We start from the raw sequence: 18,535 nt of genomic DNA, 5'->3' as shown, positions 1-18,535 counted from the left end.
ATGTTGTTAAACGATTCTTATTCCTTTTATAGCGTTCGGCTTTTGCTCCGGAAAGGATGTCTGCTGGCATTGGTGTTTGCGGTTGCTGGTTCTGGTGTTCAGGCCCAGAAGAAGGCCCGGCCTGCGTTGCCGGTTGAGCTTGCTGCGGATGGCCGTCTGGTTTATTCAGCCGATGAACGCGGCGACCGTATTCCTGATTTCTCCTATAGTGGATATAAAGCAGGAATGGTGGCTATTCCTGATGCTGCAGTAAAAGTAGTTGTACCTGTAACGAAGGAAGATGCTACTTTACGTATACAGTCGGCATTGGATTATGTTGCTGGTTTACAACCGGGCAGCGATGGAATTCGTGGGGCTGTGTTATTGGAAAAAGGTGTTTATGAGGTTGCCGGTGCTTTACGCATCGGCGCCTCTGGTGTGATACTCCGGGGCAGTGGGGCGGAAACGGTAGTGAAAGGAATGGGGCATGATCGTCAGACCCTGATACGTATTGCCGGGAAAAAAGACAGGGTGGTAAAAATGGCACAGGCTATTACTGACCCATATGTGGCAGTAAATGCCATGATGGTCCGGGTGGCTAAATCCGGACTTTTTAAAGCCGGTGATAAAGTAGTTATTCATCGTCCTTCCACAGCAGCCTGGATACAAACACTGGGTACGGTAACCTTTGGAGGTGGAGTATCGGCGCTGGGCTGGAAACCGGGCGAACGCGATATCATCTGGGACCGTACCGTAGCAGCAGTAAATGGTAATACTGTAACGCTTGATGCGCCATTGACAACTGCTCTGGATACAACTTACGGGGGAGCTACCATAGCTGTCTACGATTGGCCGGGCAGAATTAACCAGGTTGGCGTTGAAAATTTGTCATTGGAATCTGCTTTTGATAATACTAATCCAAAAGACGAAGCACACCGGTGGATGGCTATTACTCTGGAGAATGCAGAAGACGCCTGGGTAAGACAGATTAAGTTTTCACATTTTGCAGGATCTGCTGTGAATGTGCTGGAAACCGCAAGGAGAATAACCGTTGAGGACTGTATGTCTTTTGATCCGGTTTCTGAAATCGGAGGACAGCGGAGGTATACTTTCTTTACCTCCGGTGGGCAGACCTTATTCCAACGTTTATATTCAGAAGCCGGCTATCATGATTTTGCGGTTGGTTTTTGTGCACCTGGTCCTAATGTTTTTGTACAATGCGATGCTTCAAATGCGAACCAGTTCAGCGGAACTATCGACAGCTGGGCTTCGGGAGTATTGTTTGATATTGTAAATATTGATGGCAATGCGTTACGTTTTGGCAACCGTGGTCAGGATGGCCAGGGAGCAGGATGGAGCGCAGCTAATAGTGTTCTATGGCAATGTACAGCGGCAAGAATAGATTGTTATAAACCACCAACTGCTCAAAACTGGGCATTTGGTAGTTGGGCGCAATTTGCCGGAGATGGTTTCTGGGATGCATCCAATGAAAGTATAAACCCCAGAAGCTTATACTATGCTCAGTTGGCAGACCGTTTGAAAGCCAATGTAAATGACAGAGCACAATTACTGGTTAATAATACGAATGCTTCAAGCAGTCCTTCTGTAGAACAGGCGACAGAATTAACAGCCTGGTCTGCCAAACCACAACTGACGATGAAGGAGTGGATTCCCCAGATGATGCGCCAGCATACAATACCGGTAGCTGCCGGTGGTGTGAAGACTATCGACCAGATAGGAATAAAAAAGCCGGCAGCAAAGACCTATGCTGCGACTCTCCAGGTTAACAATAGCTGGGTAGTGCGCGGAGCAGCTCTGCTTACCGGCAGCAGGTTATCTGTACCCTGGTGGACAGGCGGCGTGCTGGCTCCAGATCTTTTGAAGGCAAAACCGGCAATTACCCGTTTTGTACCTGGCCGTACCGGAGCGGGATTAACTGATGACCTGGAAGAATTAACTGATTCAATGGTAGCTAACAATCAGGCTGGCATGGAGCAGAATTATGGCTTATGGTACGAACGTCGCCGTGATGACCATGAACGTATCAGAAGGATGGATGGTGAAGTATGGCCACCTTTTTATGAGCTTCCTTTTGCGCGCAGCGGCAAAGAGCTGGCATGGGATGGACTCAGCAAGTATGATCTTACCAAATATAATACGTGGTATTTTGACCGGCTGGAGCAATATGCTGACCTGGCGGATCAGAAAGGTTTGCTTCTGGTGAATCAACATTATTTCCAACATAATATTATAGAAGCCGGCGCACATTATGCTGATTTTCCCTGGAGGAGTGCTAACAATATCAATCATACAGGATTCCCTGAACCTGTGCCTTATGCGGGTGATAAGCGTCTTTTCCTGGCGGAGCAATTTTATGATATTTCAGTGCCGGCACGCCGCGAATTGCACAGAGCTTATATCAGGCAGTGCTTAAATAATTTCGTATCTAATAATGGCGTAATACATCTTATAGGTGAAGAATTCACAGGGCCGTTGCATTTTGTACAGTTCTGGCTGGATGTAGTTGCTGAATGGGAGAAAGAGACGGGTAAACATGCATTAGTTGGCCTGGCTACTACCAAAGATGTTCAGGATGCGATACTGGCTGATCCTGTACGCTCAAAGGTGATAGACATTATAGATATCCGTTACTGGCATTATCAGACAAATGGTAAATTATATGCTCCTGAAGGAGGTAAAAACCTGGCTCCCCGTCAATGGGCGCGTATCTTACGTCCGAAGGGTGCTTCAGCTGAAACTGTGTATCGCGCGGTAAGCGAGTACCGGAGGGCTTATTCCGGAAAGGCGGTAATGTATTCAGGAGATAATGCATATGGCAATGGATGGGCTGTTTTTATGGCTGGTGGATCTTTGGCTAACGTTCCTGCTATTAACAAGGCGTTTCTGGCTGATGCTGCTACTACTTCTCCTGTTGTTAAAGAAGAAGGAAGGGGGATTTATCTGTTGGCAAATCCTGGTAAAACCTATATTTTTTATAGTGAATCTGGGGATGTGGACCTTGATCTGACAGGTGTTAACGGGAAATTCCGTGTTCGCTGGATAAATCCATCAGATGGAGCGGTATTGAAAGAAGAGCAGAAGGTACAGGGAGGAAAGGCAATACCGTTAAAATCGCCACGCAAGGGTACTGTTGTGGCCTGGGTAACTAAATTATAATTATGCTGAATACACAAAGTATTCAACGTTTAAATAATAAAAAGATGAACAGATTACGAACAGCCTGGCTTTGCTTATTATTGATGGCAGGTATTGCGGTTGAAGCGCAACAGACCACTCCTGCACTAAAAATTTCGTCGAATAATCGTTTTTTTGCAAATGCCGACGGCAGTCCATTTTTCTGGCTTGGCGATACAGGTTGGTTACTGTTTTCGAAGCTTACGCGTGAAGAGGCTGTTCGATATTTAAGCGACAGAAAGGCTAAAGGGTTTAATGTAATACAGGCAATGGTATTGCATACAGTTAAAGCGGCAAATGTGTATGGAGACAGCGCTCTTATAAAGAGGAATGTTGCTACTCCTTTATTAAAGAAAGATCATGATTACTGGCAACATGTAGATTATATTGTAGACCAGGCAGCAGCCATGGGTATTTATGTAGCTATGGTGCCTATCTGGGGTACAGATGTGAAAGAAGGCTATGTGAATAGTAAGCAGGCGGCTGTATATGCAAGTTTTCTTGCCAAACGTTACGGCCCCCGTCCTAATATCATCTGGATGAATGGCGGTGATATTAAGGGGAGTGATTCTCTGGCTGTATGGAATACAATAGGTAATACTTTATACAAACTGGATAAAAAGCATCTTATTACTTTCCATCCCCGCGGCCGGACTACCTCTTCCATCTGGTTTCATAAACAACCCTGGTTGCACTTTAATACTTTCCAATCCGGTCACCGTCGTTATGACCAGGACACCACTAAGAATGAGCCTCTGCATTATGGCGAGGACAACTGGAAGTTTGTTGAAGCAGATCTTAAGCTGAAACCACTTAAGCCAAGTTTTGATGCGGAACCATCTTATGAAGGCATTCCTCAGGGATTGCATGATACGCTGGAGGTTCGCTGGAAAGCAGAAGATGTACGTCGTTATGGATACTGGTCGGTATTTGCCGGCGGGTGCGGATACACTTATGGCAATAATGCCGTGATGCAAATGCGTAAACATAGCGAAACTGCTACTGGTGCTTATGGTGCGCACGATTATTGGGATGAAGCTATCAATGATCCCGGAGCAGGTCAGATGATTCATTTGAAAAACCTGATGCTGGCGAGGCCTTATTTTGAAAGGATACCCGATCAGTCGCTGATAGCTTCAGGCCAGGGTGAGAAATATGAAAGACTGTTGGCTACCAGGGGTAAAAACTATGTTTATGTGTACACGTACACCGGCCGTAACATGAATATTGCCTTGGGTAAGATCACAGGTAAACTGGTACATGCCAGCTGGTACGACCCGCGTACAGGCCAGTATAAGCAGATTGGCGATTTTGAAAACAAAGGAACCAGGGAGTTCAATCCTCCGGGTGAACCTGCAAACGGCAATGACTGGGTGCTGGTTCTAGATGGAACAAATGAACCACATACAATATCCACCATGGGAATTAGCAGCAAATGAGGAACAGCATTTATATCATATTAGTTTGTTTACTGGCCTCGTGTGGTACAGCGAAGAAAGCATATCTCTTCACGTCTTTTAACGAGCCGGCCACTTCGGGTTTGCGCATGTTATATAGTCGTGATGGATATAAATGGGAACATCTCGATTCCAACATGCTGGCGCCGGCTATAGGAAGCCAGAAGATCATGCGTGACCCGTCGATGGTACAGGGGCCTGATGGGACATTTCATCTTGTGTGGACTACAGCCTGGCGTGGTGATAATGGATTTGGCTATGCCAGTTCCAAAGATCTTATTCATTGGTCGGAACAACAATTCCTGCCTGTGATGAAAAACGAGCCTGAAACAGTTAATGTCTGGGCTCCGGAATTGTTTTATGATGCTGATAGCGCCAGGTATATCATTATCTGGGCTTCAACCATTCCTAACCGTTATCCGAAAGGAGTGGAAGAGGAGAAGAATAACCACCGTATGTATTATACTGTGACCAAGGACTTTAAAACTTTTACGCCGGGTTGTTTATTCCTGGAACCTGGGTTTAGCGTTATTGACGCGGTGATTCTGAAACGGGCTGCCAAAGATTATGTTTTAGTGTTAAAGGATAACACAAGACCTAACCGCAATCTGAAGGTTGCTTTTGCTGCAAGTCCTCTGGGGCCCTACAACAATATTTCACCGGCTTTTACCGGTTTGTTGACCGAAGGGCCGGCGGTGGTGAATACAGGTAAGGAATGGGTGATTTATTATGATGACTATGGTAAAAAAAGGTTTGGAGCGGCAGCTACTACCGACTTTCGTAGTTTTCGTGATATCAGCGATAGCGTTCACGTTCCTGAGGGGCATAAACATGGTACTATCGTTCCTATAAGCTGTAAAAAGCTAAAGCAATTGCAAAAGGATTTATTGCATAAAAAGCAGCAACTTTAACGCGTATTAAAAATTTCAAAATGGATAATAAGCAAAGCAGCCGTAGGAATTTTATCCGCCAGTTCTCTTTAGGAACTGCGGCCGCGATTAGTTTGCCTGCTATTGTATCTTCTGCTTATGCGGGGGAGCAGAAAGTAAAAAAACTGTCCCTTGAGAAGAATGAAATAGTGCTTTTTCAGGGCGATTCAATCACAGATGCCGGTAGAAAAAAGGGAGACAACGATGTTAACAGTGCTGTTGCCCTTGGCAGGGGATATGCCTGTATTGCCGCATCTCAATTATTATTTGATCATGCTGCCAAAGGCCTCCGTATTTATAACAGAGGAATCAGTGGTAATAAAGTTTACCAGCTGGCAGAAAGATGGGATGCCGATTGCCTGGAATTGAAACCCACTACGTTAAGTATTTTGGTTGGGGTGAATAATTTCTGGCATCTTTTATTAGGCACCTATAAAGGAACTATTGAAACTTACAGAAGCGATTTCGATGCGCTTTTAAAGCGTTCCAAAGAAAACCTTCCGGGTGTGAAACTGATCATAGGGGAGCCTTTTGCGCTGACCGGCGTGAGTGCGGTAGATGCAAAATGGTATCCTGCGTTCGATGAATACCGTAAGGTTGCCCGTGAGCTTTCGAATGCTCACGGTGCTGTATTCGTTCCATATCAATCTGTATTTGATAAGGCGTTACAGCAGGCTCCTGCTTCTTACTGGACTACCGATGGGGTACATCCCACGTTGGCTGGTGCTCAGCTTATGGCTGAAGCCTGGTTGAAAGCAGTGAAATAGAAGGAAAGGGATCATAGGATATTTTCTCCTGTGATCCCCTTGCTTCCCCTGACTTGATGAACGGTTTTATATATAAATTAGGATACAGTGTATTCGCTATGGCTGCATTAACCATGGCGCAGGCACAAGATACGGTTCGTTACACAGGTTCGACCCTTAGTAACGTTGATTACCATCACGGGCAACTTAGTCCCGCTGTAGGAGTGCATAACATCCAGGTTTTGCGTGCCAGTCGTGAGCATCCTGAATTAACAGATGGCTTTGGTTGGACTTATAATCACGCGCCCATGCTTGCCTACTGGAATGAAACCTTTTACCTGGAGTATCTTGCCGATCCTGTTGGTGAGCACATTCCTCCCAGTCAAACCTCGTTATTGACTTCCAAAGACGGTGCAAACTGGTCTAAACCGGTTGTGATTTTCCCGCAATATAAAATTCCTGACGGCACACGTAAGGAAGGCAATCCGGTCGTTGCAAAAGATCTGTATGCTACCATGCACCAGCGTATTGGGTTTTATACTGCCTCGAACAAAAAATTACTGGCGCTGGGTTTTTACGGCATTACGCTAGATGCAAAAGATGATCCTAATGATGGTAATGGCATAGGCAGGGTCGTTCGTGAGATAAAGACCGATGGTACATTCGGTCCCATTTATTTTATCCGTTATAACCACGCCTTCAATCCCAAAAACACATCTTATCCATTTTATGCATCAAGCAAGGATAAAGCTTTTGTTGCGGCTTGCAATGAACTGCTTTCCAAACCACTGATGATGCAGCAATGGGTGGAAGAAGCTGATCGTGACGATGTATTGATTCCACTGAAAAAGCAATATAAAGCATTCAGTTTTTATCACCTGCCGGACGGACGGACGGTTGGGCTGTGGAAATATGCATTGACCAGCATCAGCAAGGATGATGGTAAAACATGGCAATATGTGCCTCTGAGAGCGCCTGGCTTTGTAAATGCAAATGCGAAAATATGGGGGCAGAAGATGCCTGACGGCAAATTTGCAACGGTTTACAATCCATCTGAATTCCGCTGGCCGCTTGCCATATCTGTGAGTGACAATGGGCTGGACTATAAGAATCTGTTATTGGTAAATGGCGAAATCAGCACGATGCGCTATGGTGGTAATTATAAATCTTATGGCCCGCAGTATGTTAGAGGTATTCAGGAAGGGGACGGTGTGCCTCCGGGAAACAGGTTCTGGGTTACTTACAGTATGAATAAAGAAGATTTATGGGTTTCCTCTATTCCTACACCTGTTCGTGACAAAGTTGCAGGTCCTGTAAATGACGTGTTCAGTACAATGCCAGCCGATAAAGCTCTTGATGAGTGGAACATCTTTAGTCCTGTATGGGCCAGAGTTACTATTGAGCAGTTTAAAGGCAAGCAGGTACTTGCCATTCACGATAAAGATCCTTTCGATTATGCAAAAGCAGAAAGAGTGATTCCTGCGTCTAAACGACTGGTAGCTTCTTTCACTGTTATACCGCAGCAAGATAATCATGGATCTCTGCAGGTGGAATTCCAGGATGCACGCGGTTATGCGGGCCTCAGATTGATGTTCGACAGTACCGGTTCATTACAGACCAAGGCAGGCTATAGAAATAAAAAGCTTTATACTTATAAGGCGGGAGAAAAACTGGATATAAAAGTTGAACTGAATACTGCCAATCGTTTTTATACTGTTTCTGTTAATGGGAAGGTACAAGGTGGGGCCAACCTGTTGTTTGCACCTATTGATGCAGTACACCGTATTTCTTTCCGTACAGGTGATATCAGGCGTTTTCCTGATGCCGATACTCCTACCGATCAAATGTGGGATGTGCCTGATGCAGGTCGTATCGATAGAGAAGCAGTTTATTATTTAGAGAATCTGAGTGTTCAATAGGAAAAGATGAAAAGAATTTATAGTATAGCATTAGTGTTGTTAGGTCTTACCACCGCTAAAAAGGCGCATGCAACCATCCTATTGCCTCGTATTATAGGGCATGATATGGTATTGCAGGCCAATCAGCGGGTTCCCATATGGGGAACTGCGGATGCAGGTGAATTAATAACAGTGCGTTTTGCAGGCCAGCAAAAGCAGGTAACAGCAGACGCCGCTGGCAAGTGGAAGTTGATGCTGGATCCCATGGGAGCCAGCACTGAGAACCGGGACATGCGTATTACAGGGTCTGAAACTATCGTATTGAAAAATATCCTGGTAGGAGAGGTCTGGATCTGTTCCGGCCAGTCCAATATGGAATATGCCATGCGTAAACTGGTTAAGATAAAGCCTCCGGCCAACGGACAACCTTTCCCAAAAGATGAAGTGGCTAATGCAAATAACAGTAATCTCAGAATCTTCCTTGTGAACAGGAAAACGTTAGTAAAATCCAATCCTGATCATCGTGACTGGAGTGTGGCTGAAGATTCTGCCTTACGTTCCTTTTCGGCGGCCGGTTATTTCTTCGGTAAAGCACTTCAGCAGCAACTTAAGGTGCCTGTAGGTATGATCTCCACTGCCGTTCCTGGCAGTCGTATCGAGCCCTGGATCCCACAACAGGCTTTTACTGCTTACGATCTGAAGCAGGAAGGAGATCCAGGTAAATTCTATGAGCCAATGGTTGCCCCATTGGTGCCTTTTGCCATAAAGGGCTTCTTATGGTACCAGGGAGAAAGTAATTGTTTTCTTAGAGATACCACTCAGTATACGACTAAGATGCTGGCGTTGATTAATAGCTGGCGCAGTGCCTGGGGGAATGCGCAATTACCTTTTTACTACACTCAGATAGCGCCATTTTTTTATTCAAAAACAAAAGATGCCGTAGTACTTGATACATGTTTCGAAGCGGTTTTCCGTGAAGCACAGGCATTAGGTATGAAGATCCCTTCAACAGGTATGGTTGTTACAACCGATCTGAATGATGATCTGAATGATTTGCATCCTTCCTACAAATGGGTAATAGGTGAACGTCTGTCGAAATGGGCATTGGCAAATACTTATGGAAAAAATATAGTGTATAGCGGCCCTATGTTTGCGAGTATGAAAAGAAAAGGGAATCAAATAGAGATCAGCTTTAAGTATACTGGCAGCGGATTGATCTCTCATGACGGCAAACCTTTGAACTGGTTTTCTGTGGCAGGGGCGGATGGCAAATATGTAGCTGCCAGTGCCTTTATCAAAGGCAGCAAAGTATTGGTGTCTGCGCCCGGTGTTAAAAATCCGACCGCTGTAAAATTCGCTTTTCATGAGGCGGCACAACCTAATTTATATAACAAGGAAGGCTTGCCGGCACTGCCGTTCCGTACTGACGGTGCTTTGCAATGGACAGTTCCTGCAATCCCTTCTGCATCGTTATAACAAACTGTATGATACAAAAGACGAGATATATTATCAGGCGAGTAACCGGACTGCTGGCATTGGCGGGTGGCATTACTGTAGCTGCCGCGCAGTCTACTGAACAGTTATACCTCTCAGGTACAGGTAGCGATAATACCGTTAACTGGCAATTTTACTGTACCGGTGGCAGCAACTCCGGTAAATGGGCTACTATCCCCGTGCCTTCCTGCTGGGAATTACAAGGATTTGGAAAGTATGATTATGGATTTGCCAAGGATAGTATCAGGGGCAAGGAAAGTGGCTTATATAAGCATAATTTCTCTGTACCTGCATCCTGGAAGGGAAAGCAGATCAACATTGTGTTCGAGGGGGTAATGACTGATGCTACCGTGAAGATTAACGGTAAGCTGGCCGGTCCTATTCATCAGGGAGCGTTTTATACTTTTAGCTATGACATTAGCTCCCTGCTGAAATATGGGAATGCTAAAAACCTTGTGGAAGTTACAGTTGCCAAACATTCGTCTAATGCTTCTGTAAATGAAGCAGAACGTAAAGCTGATTTCTGGATTTTCGGTGGCATTTTCAGGCCAGTATATCTTGAAGCGCTACCCGTTGAACATATTGTTAGAACAGAAATAGATGCCAAAGCAAATGGTGGCTTTAAGGCTAATGTATTTATAAAATCAAAAAAAGCTGATGAGATAGCTGTACAGCTTTATGATTTAAATGGTAATAAGATTGGCGAACCCGTTAAAAAGCCTATAGCGGGAGAGTCTGGGCCGATAAGCATATCTACTGTCTTTAACAATGTTAAAGCCTGGTCATCTGAATATCCGAATTTATATAAGGCAACATTTACACTGCTACAGCATGGCAGGTTGGTGCATACGGTTGATCAACGATTGGGTTTTCGTACTGTTGAGTTAAAGCAACGTGATGGCATTTATGTAAATGGTGTTAAAATAAAATTCAAAGGTGTTAACCGTCACTCTTTTCATCCTGAGTCGGGGAGAACAACCAATAAAAATATAAGCATTGCCGATGCATTGCTAATGAAGGAGATGAACATGAATGCAGTTCGCATGTCGCACTATCCCCCGGATGCTCATTTTCTTGATGTATGTGATTCTCTTGGATTATACGTGATGGACGAACTTGCAGGATGGCATGGCAATTATGATACTGAAACCGGCAGTAAGCTGGTAAAGGAGATGCTGGCGCATGATGTAAATCATCCTTCCATTGTTTTCTGGGCTAATGGAAATGAAGGCGGACATAATTTTGAACTGGATCATTGGTTTCCCGAGCTTGATCCTCAACAGCGCCCGCTTGTACATCCCTGGCAGCTTTTCAATGGCATAGAAACACAGCATTACCGTGAGTATAATTATGGCATAGGTAATTACGAGAATGGGAGGGAGATAGTGATGCCTACCGAATTTTTACATGGCCAATACGATGGTGGTCATGGTGCCGGCATTGACGATTATTGGGAAAAGATGTGGCATAATCCGCTGAGTGCCGGTGGTTTTCTCTGGGATTTTGCAGACCAGGGCGTAGTCCGGAAAGATAAACATGACTCTCTGGATACAGATAAAGACAGAGGAGCTGATGGTATTGTAGGGCCTTATCATGAAAAAGAAGCAAGCTTTTTTACCATTAAGGAGGTATGGAGCCCGGTTCATATGGAACGCCGGGAAATTACTGCAACATTTGATGGAAAGTTCAATATTGAAAACCGTTATCATTTCACCAATATGGATCAATGCCGTTTCAATTGGAAACTGGTGAAACTAGGTTATCCTGATACTATAGTGAAGGGTGTTATTTCAGGAAACATAGTTGCTCCTTCATTGAAGCCCGGAGAAAAAGGTAGCCTGCAACTGCAATTACCTGCCAATTGGGCACAATACCAGGCATTATATGTAACAGCAGTTGACAGGAATAATAAAGAATTATTTACCTGGTCTTATCCCATCGTTACGCCTGTGGCTGTGACAGCTGGCTTGTTGCCGGTCAATGCCGGGGGGCGTCCGGTTTTACAGGAAAAGGATTCTTTAATACTCGTTACTGCCAATGGTATTCATCTCAGCTTTAACAAGAATACGGGTATTTTAATAAAGGTGGAAAATGCCAAGGGACTGTTGCCTTTAGATAATGGTCCTGTACTGCAGGAAGGCGCTAATAACTTTCGCCAGTTTAACCACAAGTTCCAGGGAGATACCCTGGTAATTACTTCAACATTTGACCGCAAAGAAAGCTATAATACCTTACAATGGATGGTTTACCCTTCCGGTATTGTGAAAATGCACGTGAGTTATTTCCCGGCAGCTTACTTTACTTCGGTGGTAGGTGTTAACTTTTCCTTTCCTGAAAAAGAAATAAAAGGTGTGACGTATATGGGCGATGGTCCTTACCGTGTATGGAAGAACAGGCTGAAAGGAAATCGTTTTGGAGTATGGAATAAAACCTATAATACCACAGAAACCGGTGAAACATGGATATATCCGGAGTTTAAAGGCTATCATTCCCGCATGTACTGGTGTAAGTTTCAAACCACCACACAACCTTTTACAGTATATACTGACAATGAAGATCTCTTCCTGCGTTTATTTACACCTGCGTGGAAAACGGATCAATGGCATAATTATGAGCCTATCTTCCCTTCAGGTGACATTTCCTTTATGCAGGGTATCAGTAGTATTGGTACTAAAACACAGCGGAATGAAACAACAGGTCCAATGGGTATGAAAAATATTTTCTATGACTACGAGAAAGATCCTACAAGGGCATTACACATGACTTTGTACTTCGATTTTTCAGGTAAATAGTAATAATGATGAAAAGATTCTTAGCTAGTATATTATTCCTTCTTCCGTTACTGACAGTAAAAGCGCAGATAAATCTTCGTAACCTCCGTTGCGAGATGCTGGTGAATCCTTTAAGTGTAACAGCTGAAAATCCCCGGTTAAGCTGGGAGATTGTAGGAAAAGAGCGTGGCCTTAAGCAGGAGGCCTATGAAATATTAGTGGCTTCTGATCCGGCAAAGCTTGCAGCAGGCGAGGGGGATCTCTGGAATTCCGGCAAAGTTGAAACTGATAATTCAGTTTATATCGCCTACCAGGGTAAACGCCTGGCAAGTAACAAAGCCTGCTATTGGAAAGTACGTGTTTACACCAACAAAGGCTTAACAGAATGGAGTGGTCCTGCGCAATGGGGTACCGGATTGCGGTATTATAAGGACTGGGAAGGACGTTGGATTGGTTTTGATCGTCTTTTTCCCTGGGAGAACGCGGCTGCTTCCCGTTTGTCGGCCCGTTACTTTAGAAAGGAGTTTGCTGTAGCAAAACAGGTGAAATCGGCTACCGCCTATATTATGGGACTTGGGCTTTATGAATTGTCTATCGATGGTAAGAAGGTGGGAGATCAGGTGTTAGCTCCTGCTCCAACTGACTATACAAAGAATATCAAGTACAATACCTTTGATGTGACAGAACAACTGAAACAGGGACAACACGCTATAGGGGTGGTTTTAGGAAATGGACGTTTTTACGCCATGCGTCAGACCAAAGCCTATAAGAATAATTCGTTCGGTTATCCCAAGCTGATGTTTCAGCTTATAATCACGTACACCGATGGTTCACGGGCTGTTATAAAAACGGATGATTCCTGGAAAGGAACTGCTGACGGCCCCATCAGAACTAATAACGAATATGATGGTGAGGAGTATGATGCACAAAAGGAAATGAAGGGATGGGATAAAGCCGGCTTCGATGATAAGTCATGGCTGAAAGCCGAATTTGTACAGGAGCCGGGTGGAAGGTATGAAGCGCAGATGAATGAGAATATGAAGGTGATGAAAGACCTGACACCCGTAGCAATCATTAAAAAAGGTGGCGACAGGTATATTGTAGATCTGGGACAGAATATGGCTGGTTGGGTAAAACTTCAGGTGAAAGGAAAAAAAGGCCAGAAAGTAACATTGCGCTTTGCTGAATCTTTGCAGGATAACGGCGAAATATTCACTACGAATCTACGCGATGCAAAAGCTACGGATATCTATACCTTAAAAGGGGAAGGTATGGAAAGCTGGGAGCCCCGCTTTACCTATCATGGTTTCAGATATATTGAAGTAAGCGGCTATCCCGGAACACTTTCAAAAAATGATATTACAGGCAGACTGGTATACGATGATATTGCTACAGTGAGCACATTTGAATCATCTAATGCTGTATTAAACCAGATATATAAGAATTCCTGGTGGGCAATAGCTTCTAATTATAAAGGGATGCCTATTGATTGTCCCCAACGTAACGAAAGGCAACCCTGGCTGGGTGATCGTGCTATGGTTGCTTACAGTGAAAGCTTTTTGTTCGATAATGCCCGGCTGTATACGAAATGGCTTGATGATATAAAATATGCTCAAAAGCCTGATGGCGCTATCCCTGATGTTGCGCCTGCTTTCTGGCGTTATTACAGTGATAATATGACGTGGCCGGGTACTTACCTGATGGTGGCAGAAATGCTGTATAACCAAACCGGAGATGTGGCGTTATTAAAAGATCACTATCCATCCATGAAAAAATGGCTTCAGTATATGAAAGACAGGTATATGACTGAAGACGGTATCGTTACAAAAGATTCTTATGGCGACTGGTGCGTACCTCCTGTAACGGCTGAAGCGGGAAAAGGCGTAAATGCGGATCAAAAGCATCCAAGTCAATTGATCTCCACTGCTTACTATTATCATTTCATGCAGGTTATGATGCGTTTCTGTAAGATTACAGGCAATGAACAGGATAGTACACAGTTTGCTCAACTGGCCGAAAAAGTGAAGCAGGGATTCAATAGTAAATTTTATCATGAAGAAGGCTATTATGGAGACAATACCTTAACTGATAATCTGTTGCCTGTTTGCTTCAAGATGATCGATCCTGCGAATAAAAATAAGGTATGGAAGAACCTGGCTTACATTGTAGAAGTAACCAATAAAGGGCATTTAAGTACAGGTGTGGTAGGCACGCAGTGGCTGATGTATGGCCTTACCGAGATAGGAAAAGCAGAGCTGGCTTATGGTATGGCCACGCAAAAAACATATCCTTCCCTCGGATATATGATAGAGAACGGCGCTACTTCTATATGGGAGTTATGGAATGGGAATACTGCTGCTCCAAAGATGAATTCCCAGAATCATGTAATGATGCTTGGGGATTTGTTCATATGGTATTTTGAACATTTGGCTGCTATCCGTGCCGATGCCAGGGAAACCGGCTTTAAAAAAGTGATCATGAAGCCCAAGCGTATGGGGGATCTGTCGGCAGTCAATGCTACTTACCGGAGCAATTATGGAGAAGTGAAAAGTGACTGGAAGCAGGTAGGTGCAAGTTTCTTCTGGAATATTACTGTACCGCCCAATACAACAGCTGTTGTATACCTGCCCGTTGCACCAGGCGAAAAGGTATATGAAGCTGGAAAGCTGGTTACGGGTAAAGAAGAAGGAATATTGTCGACCAAGCCAATTACAGGTAGGTTAGTACTTAACGTTGGCTCCGGTAATTATTCCTTTGAGGTGAAAAAATAAATAACCTGATCCATATTAAGAAAAAGCATATGAAAATAGCTAAAAAGATCTGTCTGGCTGCTTTGATTACGGCTGCCACAACAATAAACGGGTATACACAGGAGGGAGCTAAGCCTGCTCCTGCTGCACAAGTGACAGCTGATGCAGAACTGGAGACAAAAGCGACAGAATGGATTACATCTCTTCAGTTGGATGATGCGGTAAAAGAAGCTCGTTTGAAGCAGGTGGTGTTTACGCATCTTAAAGCTGTAAGGGAATGGAATAATACACATCCATCTTCAACGGTACCTGCCGGGATCAATCCCGAAACAGGAAAACCTTTAAGCGATCTTGACAGACAGATCATTGCGAATTCGGCCAAGCCTAAATCTGTTCATGATGATCTTATGACCGGGTTGCGTAAAGATCTTACAGAAGAACAGGTTAAGCTGGTGCTAGATAAGTATACGATAGGTAAGGTAGCTTTCACTCTCAAAGGCTATAAGGCCATTATTCCAGACCTTACGGCAGAGGAGGAAAAAGTGATCCTTGCCAACCTGGAACAGGCGCGTGAACAGGCTATTGATTTCAAAAGCATGAAACAGATCTCTGCCATTTTTGAAATCTATAAAACCAAGTGCGAGCAATACCTGAATACCCATGGTCGTGACTGGAGAGCGCTTTTTAAAGCATATGTTGATAAAGTAAAAGCCAGCAAGGCGGCGGAAAAGAAGTTAAAAGAAAAACAATAACCATCATTAATCTATAATAGTGAAGCGTAAATTAATAATAGCGGCCAGTCTCTGGATAGCATTAACAGCTGCATTTACCGTTCGTATTCAGGCACAGGAGAAGGCCTGGCGTGCTGGTATTGTTACCGATGAATTTATTTATGAAAAAGCGCCTTATCCGCAGTGTCATTCGGCGACGATCGCTGAAACTCCCAAGGGATTAGTTGCTGCATATTTTGGCGGTACGCGTGAACGTAATCCGGATGTGTGTATTTATGTAAGCCGTAACATCAATGGCAAGTGGCAGGAGCCGGTGAATGTAGCAAATGGTATTCAGAACGATAGTCTACGTTATCCTACGTGGAACCCTGTTTTGTACCAGGTGCCCGGTGGTGAGTTATTGCTGTTTTATAAAATAGGCCCCAAACCTTCTGACTGGAAAGGTTGGTTAATGCGTTCCAAAGACGCGGGTGCTACCTGGAGCAAACCAGAGTCTTTGCCTGAAGGTTTCTCAGGTCCTATAAAGAACAAGCCTGTTTTAGTAGGCAATGAATTGTTCTGCCCATCCAGTACGGAAGGTAAAGGCTGGAATGTACATTTTGAAGTAACGGCAGACAACGGTAAAACCTGGAGGAAAGTAGGTCCTATTGGCAAAGATTCCGGTATCAATGCTATTCAACCTAGTTTGCTGAAATACAAAAAGGGCAAAATATTGCAGGTGTTGTGCCGTAGCATGAACAGAAGTGTAGTAGAAAGCCACAGTACTGACGGCGGTAAAACGTGGACTGATTTAACACCCATAGGATTGCCTAATAACAATTCAGGCACCGACGCGGTGACCTTACGGGATGGCAGGCAGCTGATTGTATATAACCACGTTAAGCCAGCCGATAGTTTGCCACGTGGTAAAGGTGCAAGAACGCCTTTGAATGTAGCGATCTCCAAAGATGGAAAGAAATGGTATGCTGCTTTGATCCTTGAAGATTCGCCTATCAGCCAGTACTCTTATCCTTCTGTAATTCAGTCTGCTGATGGGATGGTTCATTTCGTGTACACATGGCGAAGAGAAAAAATAAAATATGTGAAAGTGGATCCTTCGAAGCTGAAACTGAAACGTATTAAAAATGAAAAATGGCCAGGTTTTATAACAAAAACAACAGCAGCATCTAATGAAGAAGAATAGGAGCATATTCATTTTAAGTATTTGCTTACTGCTGGGATTATACAGTGCCAGCGCACAATACCAGACATCGGATAGTGCCTATAAACGGCCACTGAAAGAGGTGTTGATGCGTATAGAAAAGCAGTTTGGAGTTACCATCAAATATAAGGATGAGCAGGTTGCAGGTCTTTGGGTGCCTTATGCCGACTGGCGCTTCAGGCCTACTGTAGAGGAGACTTTCGATAAGGTATTGTCACCACTGGAATTAAAGGCTAAAAAGGATAAAGAAAAGGTATACAAGCTAAGTGATTATGAATATTATCGCTGGCCGGTGGAAGAAGGATGGGCTGAGCTGGACAGGATTGCGGCTCAGTATCATAATGTAACTGAGTGGGAGCAGCGTAAAGCGTTATTGAAGCCTTGCCTTTTTGAGGCATTACAATTGTCTCCTTTACCTGAAGCTCCTGCTTCAAAGCCCATCGTTACAAAGGAGCGCAAATATGATGGGTATACCGTACAAAATATAGCAATTGAAATATTACCTGGTGTTTTTGTAAATGGTTCGTTATATAAGCCTGCAAGCTATAGGGGAAAGATTGCTGTTATTCTCAATCCCGATGGGCATTGGGGCGGACAACGGTTCCGTCCGGATTGTCAGTTGCGCTGTGCGGCATTAGCGCGTATGGGGGCAATGGCGTTTAGTTATGATCTTTTTGCCTGGGGGGAATCTACGTTGCAATTCAATAGCAAAGACCATCGCAGAAGCTTGTCGATGAGCATTCAGGCGCTGGGTTCTATCCGTATTTTAGATTATCTTCTTTCGCTGAAAGATGCAGATACCAGCAGGGTAGCTATAACCGGCGGGTCTGGTGCCGGAAGTCATACTGTTTTAATGACGGCATTGGATGATCGTATAAAGGTGAGCGCTCCCGTAGTAGCTATCAGCTCTTATTTCTACGGTGGCTGTCCTTGCGAAAGCGGAATGCCCATTCATGCATGCGGTAACCGGACCGATAATGTGGAGATTGCCGCAATGGCTGCACCACGTCCGCAATTGCTTGTGAGCGATGGTAAAGACTGGACGGATAGAACACCGGAGCATGATTTGCCTTACCTGCAAAAGGTATATGGTTACTATGGTAAATCCGGAAATGTTGAAAATGTGCATTTGCCTGAAGAGGGACATGACTTTGGAATAAATAAGCGTAAAGCGGTTTACGATTTTATGATCAGAAACCTATCGCTCAACAAAAAAGCAATGTATGATGCTGCCGGTAACCTGGACGAATCCAGGATTACAATAGAAAAAGAGCCGTCGATGTATGTTTTTGGTGATAAAGGCGAAAAGTTGCCTGTGTATGCGATACATGGATTTGAAAAGTTAGAGAAGGTTTGGCAGGCTGCCAGAACCAGCAAAAAATAA

The 18,535-nt window shown here is 44.3% G+C and carries 11 protein-coding genes; all 11 read left to right on the top strand.

The features are described 5' to 3' along the window. Positions 1-3,156, top strand: a complete 3,156-nt coding sequence (locus tag ESB13_RS07940; RefSeq protein ID WP_129002470.1) for a DUF6298 domain-containing protein — start codon at positions 1-3, stop codon at positions 3,154-3,156. Positions 3,157-3,200: 44 nt separating this feature from the next. Then, a complete protein-coding gene (locus tag ESB13_RS07935; protein ID WP_129002469.1) occupies positions 3,201-4,613 on the top strand; it encodes a glycoside hydrolase family 140 protein in 1,413 nt (470 codons plus the stop codon). After that, positions 4,610-5,542, top strand: coding sequence for a glycoside hydrolase family 43 protein (locus ESB13_RS07930; protein ID WP_129002468.1), 933 nt, complete (start codon positions 4,610-4,612; stop codon positions 5,540-5,542). Before ESB13_RS07935 ends, ESB13_RS07930 begins: the two co-directional genes overlap by 4 nt. Before the next feature lie 20 nt (positions 5,543-5,562). Then, a complete protein-coding gene (locus ESB13_RS07925) occupies positions 5,563-6,327 on the top strand; it encodes an SGNH/GDSL hydrolase family protein (RefSeq protein WP_129002467.1) in 765 nt (254 codons plus the stop codon). A 98-nt stretch (positions 6,328-6,425) separates the two neighbouring features. Then, positions 6,426-8,225, top strand: coding sequence for an exo-alpha-sialidase (locus tag ESB13_RS07920; RefSeq protein ID WP_129002466.1), 1,800 nt, complete (start codon positions 6,426-6,428; stop codon positions 8,223-8,225). 6 nt (positions 8,226-8,231) lie between these two features. Next, positions 8,232-9,680 carry a sialate O-acetylesterase gene (locus tag ESB13_RS07915; protein ID WP_129002465.1) on the top strand — a complete coding sequence of 483 codons (1,449 nt, stop codon included), beginning with the start codon at positions 8,232-8,234 and terminating at the stop codon, positions 9,678-9,680. Between the two features lie 8 nt (positions 9,681-9,688). Next, a complete protein-coding gene (locus ESB13_RS07910; RefSeq protein WP_129002464.1) occupies positions 9,689-12,490 on the top strand; it encodes a glycoside hydrolase family 2 protein in 2,802 nt (933 codons plus the stop codon). A gap of 5 nt (positions 12,491-12,495) precedes the next feature. Further along, positions 12,496-15,240 carry an alpha-L-rhamnosidase gene (locus ESB13_RS07905; protein WP_246022468.1) on the top strand — a complete coding sequence of 915 codons (2,745 nt, stop codon included), beginning with the start codon at positions 12,496-12,498 and terminating at the stop codon, positions 15,238-15,240. A 29-nt stretch (positions 15,241-15,269) separates the two neighbouring features. Next, positions 15,270-15,971 (top strand): DUF3826 domain-containing protein, encoded by a 702-nt coding sequence (locus tag ESB13_RS07900; RefSeq protein ID WP_129002463.1) that lies wholly within the window; start codon positions 15,270-15,272, stop codon positions 15,969-15,971. Between the two features lie 19 nt (positions 15,972-15,990). Continuing rightward, positions 15,991-17,133, top strand: coding sequence for a sialidase family protein (locus ESB13_RS07895; protein ID WP_246022467.1), 1,143 nt, complete (start codon positions 15,991-15,993; stop codon positions 17,131-17,133). Beyond that, positions 17,120-18,535 (top strand): alpha/beta hydrolase family protein, encoded by a 1,416-nt coding sequence (locus ESB13_RS07890; protein WP_129002461.1) that lies wholly within the window; start codon positions 17,120-17,122, stop codon positions 18,533-18,535. The genes ESB13_RS07895 and ESB13_RS07890 overlap by 14 nt, the downstream gene beginning before the upstream one ends.

Origin of the sequence: Filimonas effusa (genome assembly GCF_004118675.1) — a bacterium.
In the GTDB taxonomy this organism is placed as follows: Bacteria; Bacteroidota; Bacteroidia; order Chitinophagales; family Chitinophagaceae; genus Filimonas; species Filimonas effusa.
Note: the sequence above shows the minus strand (reverse complement) of the source record. Positions and strands in the feature narration are given on the sequence as shown.